At 43.9% G+C, this 11,658-nt stretch carries 13 protein-coding genes, 1 tRNA gene, 1 pseudogene and 1 other annotated feature; of the genes and pseudogenes, 12 read left to right on the forward strand and 3 right to left on the reverse strand.

Annotated features, from left to right (window positions below):
* Positions 1–149 precede the first annotated feature (149 nt).
* Positions 150–1,094, reverse strand: coding sequence for a glycosyltransferase family 2 protein (locus PUQ00_RS29985; protein ID WP_300423382.1), 945 nt, complete (start codon positions 1,092–1,094; stop codon positions 150–152).
* Between the two features lie 151 nt (positions 1,095–1,245).
* Between PUQ00_RS29985 and rplS the strand changes: the two genes are divergently transcribed.
* From rplS to PUQ00_RS30045, 12 genes and pseudogenes are all read left to right on the forward strand, one after another.
* Positions 1,246–1,608 (forward strand): 50S ribosomal protein L19, encoded by a 363-nt coding sequence (gene rplS, locus PUQ00_RS29990; RefSeq protein WP_300423384.1) that lies wholly within the window; start codon positions 1,246–1,248, stop codon positions 1,606–1,608.
* Positions 1,609–1,761: 153 nt separating this feature from the next.
* A tRNA-Trp gene (locus PUQ00_RS29995) sits at positions 1,762–1,834 on the forward strand.
* Between the two features lie 509 nt (positions 1,835–2,343).
* Complete coding sequence (gene secE, locus PUQ00_RS30000) at positions 2,344–2,565, forward strand: preprotein translocase subunit SecE (protein ID WP_300423386.1); 222 nt, start codon at positions 2,344–2,346, stop codon at positions 2,563–2,565.
* Positions 2,565–3,206: a transcription termination/antitermination protein NusG gene (gene nusG / locus PUQ00_RS30005; RefSeq protein ID WP_300423388.1), complete on the forward strand. Its 642-nt coding sequence runs from the start codon at positions 2,565–2,567 to the stop codon at positions 3,204–3,206. The genes secE and nusG overlap by 1 nt, the downstream gene beginning before the upstream one ends.
* 6 nt (positions 3,207–3,212) lie before the next feature.
* Positions 3,213–3,638: a 50S ribosomal protein L11 gene (gene rplK, locus PUQ00_RS30010; protein WP_273766606.1), complete on the forward strand. Its 426-nt coding sequence runs from the start codon at positions 3,213–3,215 to the stop codon at positions 3,636–3,638.
* Positions 3,639–3,768: 130 nt separating this feature from the next.
* A complete protein-coding gene (gene rplA / locus PUQ00_RS30015) occupies positions 3,769–4,482 on the forward strand; it encodes a 50S ribosomal protein L1 (protein ID WP_300423390.1) in 714 nt (237 codons plus the stop codon).
* An 82-nt stretch (positions 4,483–4,564) separates the two neighbouring features.
* Positions 4,565–4,732, forward strand: a sequence feature (ribosomal protein L10 leader region).
* Positions 4,733–4,793: 61 nt separating this feature from the next.
* Positions 4,794–5,438, forward strand: a complete 645-nt coding sequence (gene rplJ, locus PUQ00_RS30020) for a 50S ribosomal protein L10 (RefSeq protein ID WP_300423391.1) — start codon at positions 4,794–4,796, stop codon at positions 5,436–5,438.
* Positions 5,439–5,576: 138 nt separating this feature from the next.
* A complete protein-coding gene (gene rplL / locus PUQ00_RS30025) occupies positions 5,577–5,966 on the forward strand; it encodes a 50S ribosomal protein L7/L12 (protein ID WP_300423393.1) in 390 nt (129 codons plus the stop codon).
* Between the two features lie 67 nt (positions 5,967–6,033).
* Positions 6,034–6,252: pseudogene (locus PUQ00_RS30030) on the forward strand (hypothetical protein); the annotation flags it as partial.
* Between the two features lie 740 nt (positions 6,253–6,992).
* Complete coding sequence (locus PUQ00_RS30035) at positions 6,993–8,369, forward strand: FAD-dependent oxidoreductase (RefSeq protein ID WP_300423394.1); 1,377 nt, start codon at positions 6,993–6,995, stop codon at positions 8,367–8,369.
* A gap of 107 nt (positions 8,370–8,476) precedes the next feature.
* Positions 8,477–8,602 (forward strand): hypothetical protein, encoded by a 126-nt coding sequence (locus PUQ00_RS30040; protein ID WP_300421428.1) that lies wholly within the window; start codon positions 8,477–8,479, stop codon positions 8,600–8,602.
* 342 nt (positions 8,603–8,944) lie between these two features.
* A complete protein-coding gene (locus tag PUQ00_RS30045) occupies positions 8,945–9,397 on the forward strand; it encodes an Hsp20/alpha crystallin family protein (RefSeq protein WP_300423395.1) in 453 nt (150 codons plus the stop codon).
* Positions 9,398–9,630: 233 nt separating this feature from the next.
* On the opposite strand, the gene PUQ00_RS30050 is transcribed toward PUQ00_RS30045, so the two are convergent.
* Both PUQ00_RS30050 and PUQ00_RS30055 read right to left on the reverse strand, forming a co-directional pair.
* Complete coding sequence (locus tag PUQ00_RS30050) at positions 9,631–10,602, reverse strand: polyphosphate kinase 2 family protein (RefSeq protein ID WP_300423397.1); 972 nt, start codon at positions 10,600–10,602, stop codon at positions 9,631–9,633.
* Between the two features lie 541 nt (positions 10,603–11,143).
* Complete coding sequence (locus PUQ00_RS30055) at positions 11,144–11,389, reverse strand: hypothetical protein (RefSeq protein ID WP_300423399.1); 246 nt, start codon at positions 11,387–11,389, stop codon at positions 11,144–11,146.
* Between the last annotated feature and the right edge of the window lie 269 nt (positions 11,390–11,658).

Genomic DNA, 11,658 nt, shown 5'->3' on the forward strand with positions numbered 1-11,658 from the left:
ATATCCGTGGTTGGTTTACTCATTGTTGTTACTGTACCTCACTAGACTAGAAAATGCTATAAACTCTCACGCAAGTTAGTTCTTCTGTACTAGATAGTTCCATTTAATTGCGGTGTGACAGTTCTGGGTGCAGAATCAGGGTTAAAAAATTACGACTCAATTAACACAAGTTTGCGAACCTGAGAATTGTTTCCCTGAGAGCGGCGTGAGAAAACAGCAGTTAGCAAAAACTTCCAAGACTGAGGAGAAAGTATAGATGGCTCAATCATCGAAATAAAACTCTTGAGATTGTTTTGTTTGAGTGCTACTAAAATCCAATGGAGTTTCAGGTAATTTTTTATATCCTGAAAGACAGGAATATTTGAGCGATGTTGCTCATTAACCAAGGCGTAAATTTTCTCCTTCATCAAAATATTTGTAGCCAACCGCCGAGACAAAGAAAACTTTTGATTATACCCACCGGGCCAGATAGTCCGGTAAGCAAGACACTGGTTGAAGAAAATAGCATCGCCAAACTGGGCAATCCGAATCCAGGAATCGATGTCATCACAGTTAGCATCGAGTGTGGAGTCCCAACCACCAGTTTGTAGGAAAACATCACGCCGGCAAGCTACTTGTACAGGTGTGCCAAAGGGTACAAGCTCTAAGAGCATACCGTAGTGAATATCGGCTTGTGGGACATAAAAAGCTAACCCGGGGCCAACTTGGGGGGTGCGACTGAGTTCAACTCCATTCCCATCCACCTGAGCCGCGACACAAGAACAGATTACAGCATCGGGACGAAGTGCGATCGCCTTAACCATCTCTTCTATGCAGTTGAAAGCTAAATAGTCGTCATCATCTAAAAACTTAATCCAGTCGCCACTAGCTTTGGCAACTCCAGCATTTACCGTTGCGGCATGACCAAGGTTCACTTCGTTACGATGGTAGACAACATTGTCCCCTAAGCTTTTGAGATATGTTTGAGTGTCATCAGATGAACAGTCGTCGGCAATAACCACTTCGCACTCGATTGTTTGGTTACGAGCCGAGTCAATTGCTCTTTGCAGCAAGTTCAAGCGATTATAGGTAGTGATGACGACGCTAAATTTCATGAATTTCACCGCTGTGGTACAGCATTCTGCAATATAGCTTTGATATCTAGGCTGTTGTATCAGTAAAATTATCAATCCCAACAAGTAGACTGAAATAGGATTATCGATTTATGATTGATGATCGTGAGTTTTTTAAGCAGACAGAAAGACTATGAGCGCTCAAGAGATTATCCGCTCCATTGAAGCGGAACAGATCAAATCGAATCTGCCCGACATTTATGTGGGCGACACAGTAAAAGTGGGAGTGAAAATCAAGGAAGGCGAAAAATACCGCGTACAACCCTACGAGGGAGTAGTGATTGCCAAGCGCAATGGTGGCATCAATGAAACTATTACAGTCCGTAAGGTTTTTCAAGGCGTAGGCGTTGAGCGGGTATTTCTGTTGCATTCTCCCCGGATTGACAGCATCAAGGTATTACGTCGCGGTAAAGTACGCCGTGCTAAACTATATTATCTCCGCGATCGCGTAGGTAAGGCAACCCGGATCAAGCAACGGTTTGACCGCCCTTTGTGATTCGTCCTTCAATCATTATGGGAGAAATCTCAAGCCTCAAGCGGCATCTGCCGCTGACTTGTTTCCCCGATAAAATTGAGGTATGATAGAAATCGCGTATTGCGTTAAACTGAAATTTAGTTCAGCGCAATGACTGAATCAAAAACAGCTTGTGCGCTCTTAGTTCAGTTGGTAGAACGCAGGTCTCCAAAACCTGATGTCGGGGGTTCAAGTCCTCCAGGGCGCGCTCAAAAGCAAAAAACAAAGCCCGAAATAATTACGCAGCTGCTATATTAGCAGTTAGCGCTAATAATTTCGGGTAAACCTATTGTATTTGCAGTTGTTTTACTTTCAGTAAGTGAAATAAAGTCGAAACTGCAAACCAGGATAACCGAATTTTAGATTTTGGATTTTGGTGAAGCAGTGTGGTATTGGGGAGCCAGTGCGTTGGGAAGGCAGTGTGTTGGGCGGGTTTACCGACTTAAAGCAACTGCCGTCGGCTGCGCCGACCTAAAACATCTGGCATGGTTTCCCCCATGAACAACTGCTGTTACCGCAGCGTTAGCAACGTAGGAGCGTCACCCATACCCCCACGGAGAAACAAGCTAGGCGCACCGTCTCTCCTTGAGAGAAGGGATTGAGAAGAAATTTAAAATCGACAACTGAAAATCTAAAATTAAGCGTTTATGCCTTAAGGCGTAGGGTAAATCCAAAATCCAAAATCCAAAATTGAGTACAAACGGGGGATAAAGGGTCGTGGCCAAAAAAACTGAAGCCGAATTGCCAGAAAATACAAATGGGTTTAGCTTGGGCAACTTCATCCAGGGAATCAAAGAAGAACTTGAAAAAGTAGTTTGGCCCAGTCGGAAACAGATAGTCAGCGAATCCGCGGCTGTGTTGCTAATGGTGGCACTCTCCGCATCTTTGATATACTTGGTTGATGGATTGTTTGGTTGGGCAGCAAAACAGGTGTTCTGATGACTTTTGCAACAAACGAACCTCGCAACTCAACGTTGCAGTCGGAGGAAACAGCAGAAACAGCAGAAGCAGCGTCAAAAGAAACACGCTGGTATGCCGTGCAAGTAGCCTCAGGCTGTGAAAAGCGTGTAAAGACTAACTTAGAGCAACGCATTCAAACTTTTGATGTAGCTGACAAAATTGTCCAGGTAGAAATTCCGCAGACCCCAGCGGTGAAAATCCGCAAAGATGGCAGTCGCCAGCATACAGAAGAAAAAGTTTTCCCTGGCTATGTGCTGGTGCGGATGATGATGGATGATGATACCTGGCAGGTGGTACGAAACACCTCCCATGTAATTAATTTTGTGGGTTCAGAACAAAAACGTGGTAGCAGTAAGGGTCGAGGTCATGTCAACCCCATACCATTGAGTTCTTCAGAAGTCGAACGCATATTCAAACAAACCAGCGAACAGGAGCCGGTTCTCAAAATTGACATGGCTACTGGTGATAAGATAATGGTGCTTTCTGGTCCATTTAAAGACTTTGAAGGCGAGGTGATTGAAGTCTCTCCAGAGCGGAGTAAGCTTAAAGCCTTGCTCTCAATTTTCGGCAGGGATACACCAGTAGAATTGGAATTTAATCAGGTAGAGAAACAGAGCTAAATACAAATGGCGAAGAAAATAGTAGCGGTCATTAAGCTGGCCCTGAATGCTGGAAAAGCCAACCCAGCACCGCCAGTGGGGCCCGCATTGGGTCAACATGGCGTCAACATCATGATGTTCTGCAAAGAGTACAACGCCAAAACAGCAGATCAAGCTGGAATGGTGATACCTGTAGAAATTTCGGTTTTTGAAGACCGGAGTTTCACATTTGTACTCAAGACGCCACCAGCATCAGTGCTGATTCGGAAGGCGGCGAAAGTTGAAAAAGGCTCGAATGAACCCAACAAAAAGAAGGTTGGTTCAATTACCAAAGCACAACTGCAAGAAATAGCTCAAACGAAACTTCCCGATCTCAATGCTAACGACATAGACGCGGCAATGAAGATTGTGGCAGGAACGGCTAAAAATATGGGCGTAACAGTCACAGACTAAAAAGTTATGAGTTATGAGTTATGAGTTTTAAATTAGTAACTCCTCATTCCTAACTTCCTACTCCAAAATCTCAAATCCAAAATTGTATTGGGGGAGAAGCGAAACTTCGGAATTACCCCAGGAGAAAAAAATGCCAAAAATATCGCGTCGTTTACAGACCCTGCAAGCAAAAGTAGAAGATAAGGACTATCAGCCTCTAGAGGCTTTAGCCCTTCTCAAAGACACAGCAACAGCTAAATTTACCGAAGCTGCTGAAGCACATATCCGCCTGGGAATTGACCCCAAGTATACAGACCAACAGTTGCGGACAACGGTAGCACTGCCCAAAGGTACAGGACAAATCGTCCGGGTGGCGGTGATAGCCAGAGGCGAAAAGGTAAACGAAGCAAGCAACGCTGGTGCTGATCTAGTCGGATCAGAAGAACTGATTGACGAAATCCAGAAAGGTAGACTGGATTTTGACAAGCTGATTGCCACACCGGATGTGATGCCACAGGTGGCAAGGCTGGGTAAGTTGCTTGGGCCGCGTGGTTTGATGCCATCGCCCAAGGGTGGAACCGTGACATTTGATTTAGCAGGTGCGATCGCAGAATTCAAAGCTGGTAAATTAGAATTCCGAGCTGATCGAACTGGTATTGTCCATGTTATGTTTGGTAAGGCAACCTTCTCGCCTGAAGATTTGTTAATCAACCTGAAGGCATTGCAGGAGACGATTGACCGTAACCGTCCTTCAGGAGCTAAAGGTCGTTATTGGCGCACATTTTATGTGGCAGCCACTATGGGGCCATCAATTAAAATTGATATCAGCGCCCTACGAGATTTGAAACTGAGCGAAGTAGCGTAACTAAGAGTTAGGAATTAAGAGTTATGAGTTATGAGTTATGAGTTTTATTCCTAACTCCTAACTACTAACTCCCTCCAAACTTTAAACTAAATAGGCAAAGCCGGAGACAGCAGGTGCTAATAGCTTAATATCCTGCCGAGGTTAAAACTCTAATTGTCAGAATTACCACCCATACAGGTGTGATAACTATGGCATCAGGAGTCTTACTACTCAACCCCGGCTAAGTTAGCTGGGGTTTGTTGTTTGGGTTCAGGTTTAGAAAAGCGCACAAGTACGGAAATCACCGATTATTTTAAGGAGGTGAGATTGGAATGGGTAGAACACTAGAAAATAAAAAAGAGATAGTAGCTGACCTCAAAGTAACTTTGAGTGAGTCAACTCTGGCACTGGTAATTGACTATCAGGGGCTAACAGTTTCAGAAATCACAGACTTACGGCGGCGGCTGCGTCCTAGTGGTACCGTTTGTAAGGTGACGAAGAACACTTTAATGGGCATTGCCATTAAAGATGATGAAAAATGGCAGCCACTGTCGGAATTGCTCAACGGTGCTTCCGCCTTTTTGCTGGTAAAAGAAGATTTTTCATCGGCAATTAAGGCATACCAAGAATTCCAAAAAGTCACCAAGAAGACAGAACTTCGCGGTGGTGTATTGGAAGGTCGCCTACTTAAAGAACCTGATGTTAAGGTACTGGGAGACTTGCCATCTAAGGAACAACTCATAGCCCAAATTGCTGGAGCTATCAATTCCTTGGCTACCAAGATTGCTGTGGGTATCAACGAAGTTCCTGGTTCACTGGCTCGTGCTTTGCAGGCTGTGGCCGACCAAGAGCAAAGTGGTGGCAGCACTGAAAGCGTTGCTGTACAAGATAGCAGCATCGAAAGTCCTGCTGTACAAGATAGCAGTACTGAAACCACTGCTGTACAAGATAGCAGCACCGAAAGTCCTGCTGAATAGACTTCGTGGTTCATCAGTCAAGAGGAGGCAGTGTGGTCTTGGGGTCTCCCCAAGTGGAGCAACTGCCGTTCAAGAGTCTATAGTTAAAGACCAATGACCGATGACAAATAAATAATCAAAATTACAGGAGTTATATCAATGTCTACTGCAACCGATCAAATTTTAGAACAGCTCAAATCTCTGTCTTTATTGGAAGCTTCTGAGTTAGTTAAGCAAATTGAAGAAGCTTTTGGCGTAAGTGCTGCTGCACCCGTTGGCGTAGCGTTCGCAGGCCCTGGCGCTGCTGCTGCTCCTGCTGAGGAAGTTGTTGAGCAAACCGAGTTTGAAGTGGTTCTCGAATCAGTCCCAGCTGATAAGAAGATTGCCGTGCTGAAGATTGTCCGGGAATTGACCGGTTTGGGCCTCAAAGAAGCGAAAGACTTGGTGGAAGCTGCGCCCAAGGCAGTTAAAGAAGGTATTGCTAAGGATGCTGCCGAAGATGCTAAGAAGCGCATCGAAGAAGCTGGCGGTAAGGTGACTGTTAAGTAGTCACAATTTTATTACTAGTTTTTTATTAAGGAGTCTGAGTCAGGCTCCTTTTTTTATTACGCTTTTTGTAAATGATTATCGGTTAAGGGTGTATCGCAGATTTCCTCAAAAGCGGATGCATCAAGTTGTCATTTACCTGCAACCCACCACATCCGAATTAGGTAAGCATTCAGCTTTTGTTTTAGAAAATACCCGTTATGAATTTGGAGTTATTTGTTTTTGGGAGCAACCCAGCGAGATATTTTTAAATACTCCTGGTTTGTTACCGTTTGCAACCCTCAGTCAGCCCCTTTGGGGAAGTCAAAAGTCAAAAATTTTGAACCCCATACTTCGACAAGCTCAGTAACCATAAATAAATTTAGTTGCTCTGAGTCAACTGACGTAGTAAGCTGTCGCGCATTTAATTTGCACAACTAGGGCGGGCAACATGCCTACCCCACAAGAGATTCATTTTTTTGAGGATGCAAATTAAAAGATTTTTAGCTTATTTCTTGCACTACGTGTCTCGAAATAAATTTTTTTATTTTCCATAAATAAATTTAGTTGCACAAGCCATTGAGCAAATAAACAACCAACCTACACAAGGTAATATTGCTGCGTCAACGGCAGTGAAAGTTTATGGCTAGTATTAGTCAGAACTGGGAAGTAAAACAAGCTCTAATCAGCGATCGCTATGACGATCTTTGACGCTCGATAGCGATCGCACCATGATCATAAAATCATACAAGCGATCGCTTTATCCCAAGTTTGGGCGTAGGCATCGCTGATTACTAAAATCTCTTTGCGTCCCCGCATCAGGCTAATTCAAAAGTGGAAGTCGCCCTTTAATAAGGAAATGTGGGTAACGTTGGGGCAACCATTTGGGTAGGGTTCGATTACGAGCAAAGTCTACTTAGTTTTCCTTTTTGGGACTTCCAAGAAATAAATTATCACAAAAAATCCTACATACAATCATGCGTGAAAAATCTTTAACCTGGAGTGTGAGAATCTTATAAAAGCAAACTATTCTTAAGGAGTCCAGCACTGATGGAAACAGCAGATGTCATTGTGATTGGGAGCGGTCAAGGAGGCATTCCACTGGCAACTGATTTTGCTTCATCGGGTCGCAAGGTGGTCTTGTTTGAGCGGGATGCTTTAGGCGGCAGTTGCATCAATTATGGTTGCACTCCTTCCAAAGCATTTTTGGCAGCAGCTCATGCAGCAGGGCGTGCCCGTCAGGCAAAGAAATTAGGCATCCACACGGAAGTTGAGGTTGATTTTCCCGCCGTCATGGAGCGAGTACAGGGAATCCGTAACAGCTTTAACCAAGGTATTCACAAGCGATTGGATGATGCAGGCGTCAAAATCGTTTGCGCTGAAGCTTCTTTTGTTGGTGAACGTACCGTTAGAGGGGGTGATGTCACTGTTCAGGCTCCAATTGTGATCGTCAACACTGGCACGTCATCGCTGATTCCTGATATTCCGGGTCTTGCAGGGACTCCCTACCTGACCAACCGCAACTTCTTTGACTTAAAAGCATTACCACCCCGGTTACTGGTAATTGGGGCTGGCTATATTGGATTAGAACTGGGGCAGGGACTAGCGCGTTTGGGCAGTCAGACCCACTTAATTGTGCGGGGCGATCGCGTCCTTGATCGAGAAGAAACTGATGTCAGCTTGGTCTTAGCAGAATCATTAAAGCAGGATGGGATTGGGCTTCAGTTTGGGGTGAATGTAAATCAGGTCGCACACTATAATGATTTGTTTAGCTTGACATTAAGCAGTGGTGAGCAACTCCAAGCAGAGGCGTTGCTGGTTGTAATTGGACGCAAACCAAATACAGGTGCATTAAATGCAGCGAAGAGTGGAATTGAGCTAGATGATCAGGGGTTTATCAAAATTAACGACCAGTTCCACACGACCTGTTCTGGAGTCTATGCGATCGGAGATGCCGCCAAACAGCCTGCCTTTACACATGTGTCGTGGGAGGACTATCGCCGCTTAAAGGCAATTTTGTGTGGAGAAAATCGGACGCGGAGCGATCGCGTCCTTGGCTATGCTATCTACACAGAACCTCAGGTTGGGCGAGTGGGGATGACGTTAGAACAGGCTCAGAAGCACGGCATCAACGCGCGTGCTGTGACGTTACCCATGAGCCAAATTGCTCGTGCGATCGAGTGGGGACATGACTTGGGGTTTTACCGCATGGTGATCGACAGCGACACCGACAAAATCTTAGGAGCTACCCTGGTGGGGTACGAAACGGCTGAACTAGTGCATGTTTTTCTGGATCTGATCGAAGCGGGAGCAACCTGGCAGTTGTTAGAACGGTCAGTTCATATTCATCCTACCTATGGTGAAGCATTACCTAGCCTAGCCCGGTTGCTGCTTGGAGATAATATGCCAGGTTGTCCGAACATGTGAAGAGGTTTTATTGATGCCAACTGACGTTGGGCATCAATAAAACTAGGACTTACGCAATAACTCTCTGAAACCTTATTCCTTTGTGTCCTTTGCGACGGTAGTCGCTCATGGGGGAGACCACGCCAGATGCTTCTCCCAAGGGGAGACGCTACGCGAACAAGTCGGCGAAGCCGCCCAACGCACTGGCTCCCCAAGACCGCGCTGCCTCTCCTTTGCGGTTCGTTTTTTCATGATTTTGCGTAAGTCCTGAAAACGTGAGATAATCACCAAAATCATTTGAAAGCCCGTTTTGCAGCTCACTTGCCGCATTTCTGTTTTATTCGACTTCAACAGCAGATTTATTAGTTGATTATTATTGATATCAATAGTTTTTATTCTGGTTTACCGAACTGCGAAATTAGAGTAAACCGTAATCTTATTTGAGGTTTAATTTTGTGCGGCAATCATCAAATACTTGGTGATAATAACCGAATTTACCAGCTTGTTATTTCTCAATAATATGGAAATCAAAGCAAGGAATTAAATCCAAAGTTGGTTGAGCAAAAAACTATTACTGATACGAGGAATAAATTAATATGCTAGTTCGTCGTTACAACCCCTGGCAAGAATTGAACACTTTAGAACGTCACATCAACGGCTTACTTGGAGATACCAGAGTACCATCTGCACGCTTTGAAAAAGGCTTGATCAGAGTTCCGGCTGCTGAACTACAAGAAACTGAAGATGCTATTCATCTCAAGCTAGAATTGCCAGGACTGTCAGCTAAAGACTTGGATATTCAAGTCACCGAAGATGCTGTTCATATTAGCGGTGAGCGCAAGTCTGAAACTAAAACTGAAGAAAAGGGTACTACCAAGAGTGAATTCTACTATGGTAAATTCCAACGTGTAATTCCTCTATCTGCTAGGGTTCAAAATACCAATGTCACCGCAGATTATAAAGACGGCATCTTGAATCTGACACTGCCTAAAACTGAGCTTGAAAAGAACAAAGTTGTCAAAGTTAATCTGGAACAACCTGCTGCCTAGTGTGTCTACCTCCAATGATTGATTGAGATAGCTAAGAGCTTGGTTATGACATGACCAAGCTCTTTTGTCGCAATTGTTTATGATATGCGATGGCGTACCCGCCTGCCGTAGGCATCGCTAAAACTGGTTTATAGACTGTTGCTACTGTACTTCATAAACCTGCAATCTGCTGTAAATGGCGATCGCTTTCACATTGGGGTTAATTGAAAGGTTAAGTTAGGTAAATTATTGCTTTAATCTGGAACCACAATATTTTCTAAACCATTTTCTGCTGGTGGAAATTGCGGGTTCATAGCCTCTAGAGTATCTGCGATCGTTCGAGCTACTACCAAGTTACGATACCATTTGTTATTTGCAGGTATGATATACCAGGGAGCATGAGCAGTCGAGCAATTGTTAATCATGTCCTCAAATGCCTCTTGGTAGTCATCCCACAGCACCCGCTCTTTTAAGTCGTTGCTGGAAAACTTCCAATGCTTATCTGGATCTTCTAGCCGACTTTCCAAGCGCCGTTTTTGTTCGTCTTTAGAAATGTGAAGAAAAAACTTGATAACAGCAATGTTGTTGAGCGTTAGCATATGCTCAAACTCATTAATCAACTGATAGCGATCGCGCCAAAGATCCTCCGGTACTAGCTGTTTGACTCGCACAATTAACACATCTTCGTAATGAGAGCGATTGAAGATGCTAATCATTCCCCTTTGTGGTGCCCGTTGGTGGTAGCGCCAAAGAAAATCATGGCTTAATTCTTCATCGCTGGGCTTTTTGAATGACCAAACCTGACAGCCTTGTGGGTTCAGACCACCGAATACATGTTTGATGGTACCATCTTTACCCCCGGTGTCCATCGCTTGCAGCACAATTAGCAAACTACGTTGGTGTTCAGCATATAACCGTTCTTGCAAATTTTGCAACCGTTGACGCTGCTTTTCCAGTTCTTCCTCAATGTGCTTCTTTTTCTTGTAATTCTCGTAGGTATTTGGATCGAAATTAGCCAAGGTAATGGGCTGTCCTGGGTGAACTCGGTAGCGAGGATAGTTTGGTTTAGGCGGTGGCTCATCTACAACGATTTTTTCAGGTGCCATTTCCTCAGCATACTTAGTTGTAATCTTTGCTGCCGCTTTTTTTGTCTTACGAGATTCTGCTGCTGTGGCGTTGCTGGTGGTAGTTGAATCATTGTTTGTTGAACTATTTGACTGGCTCATAGGTTGTTTTAACTTAGATAGGGTTTACCGTGAGATATTTTTAATTTCCTCAATTTATTCAAGGCTATCTGTTCACCTCAATTTGATGCCAAGAGTTAAGCTATCGCGCATTTATTTTGCACAATTAGGGCGGGCAAGATGCCCACCCCACAAGAGATTCATTTTTTTAAGGATGCAAATTAAAAGATTTTTAGCTTATTCATGTATCCGCTCCAAAAATGCTAACAATTGCTCACATTTTCTTCTTGCTTCAACCTGGAAGTGTCGGCATTCTCCAGTCCACAAACTGACACGACCGATCTGGCAAACATTTTGTCCTCACTTTTAAAATTAAAATTTTTTATTTCTTAAAGTATTGAAATCTCAACTATAGTAATCCGCTTTGATTATTGAACTGACTTGCGTAGGCTGGGAGTAGGGAATAGGGAGTGGGGAGTAGGGAATAAGCCTTTTCGATTAGTACTTAATTTGTTCAAAAATAAAATAGGAGTCCTATAGTCCTAAATTAAATTATTTAGAGGAAGTTTAATCTAGACTAAATCTAGCTAGATAAAGTATAATCTAGCCAAGGGATGATATTGTGATATTTATGTCCTGTACCTAATGAGATAAAACACAAATATGTGTCTCTAACTACCACTTGTATAGCATCGCCCAACGCTGAAGTTTGTAGTTTCTTGTACGTTATTGGTGTGATACCAACTCCGAGTTGAGCAAGCTTTTCTCGCCAAGCAGGTTGGTCTGCAAACGGGGCAAACGTATCTAAATTACTCTTGATCACAGCCAAGATTAAGAACCAACGGAAAAATCAGGATCGTTCGATTATTTTTTAAGCCCTAAAGCGATCGCAGGCAGTCTTTCTAGGCCGATTCAGTTGATTACAAAGCCCGGTTTTCTCATGGAGTTGGATCTTCTGCCCCGAGAAAATCCTCTCGTCGGCAATCATGTGCCATTGATCTCGTAGTCAGCGATCGCAGGAGCCTATTAACGAAAAGAAGCTAAGAGGGTGTTTGAAAAGTTTTGAGAAGTCAAATATTATGCCAAACGCCTCAGCAT

Source organism: Nostoc sp. S13 (genome assembly GCF_029379315.1).
Classification (GTDB): Bacteria; Cyanobacteriota; Cyanobacteriia; order Cyanobacteriales; family Nostocaceae; genus Nostoc.

Bases quoted from the DNA above. Each gene is read 5' to 3' on its own strand.
- PUQ00_RS29985 (WP_300423382.1), bottom strand. From the start codon at position 1,094: ATGAAATTTAGCGTCGTCATCACTACCTATAATCGCTTGAACTTGCTG.
- rplS (WP_300423384.1), top strand. From the start codon at position 1,246: ATGAGCGCTCAAGAGATTATCCGCTCCATTGAAGCGGAACAGATCAAA.
- nusG (WP_300423388.1), top strand. From the start codon at position 2,565: ATGACTTTTGCAACAAACGAACCTCGCAACTCAACGTTGCAGTCGGAG.
- rplK (WP_273766606.1), top strand. From the start codon at position 3,213: ATGGCGAAGAAAATAGTAGCGGTCATTAAGCTGGCCCTGAATGCTGGA.
- rplA (WP_300423390.1), top strand. From the start codon at position 3,769: ATGCCAAAAATATCGCGTCGTTTACAGACCCTGCAAGCAAAAGTAGAA.
- rplJ (WP_300423391.1), top strand. From the start codon at position 4,794: ATGGGTAGAACACTAGAAAATAAAAAAGAGATAGTAGCTGACCTCAAA.
- rplL (WP_300423393.1), top strand. From the start codon at position 5,577: ATGTCTACTGCAACCGATCAAATTTTAGAACAGCTCAAATCTCTGTCT.
- PUQ00_RS30035 (WP_300423394.1), top strand. From the start codon at position 6,993: ATGGAAACAGCAGATGTCATTGTGATTGGGAGCGGTCAAGGAGGCATT.
- PUQ00_RS30040 (WP_300421428.1), top strand. From the start codon at position 8,477: ATGGGGGAGACCACGCCAGATGCTTCTCCCAAGGGGAGACGCTACGCG.
- PUQ00_RS30045 (WP_300423395.1), top strand. From the start codon at position 8,945: ATGCTAGTTCGTCGTTACAACCCCTGGCAAGAATTGAACACTTTAGAA.
- PUQ00_RS30050 (WP_300423397.1), bottom strand. From the start codon at position 10,602: ATGAGCCAGTCAAATAGTTCAACAAACAATGATTCAACTACCACCAGC.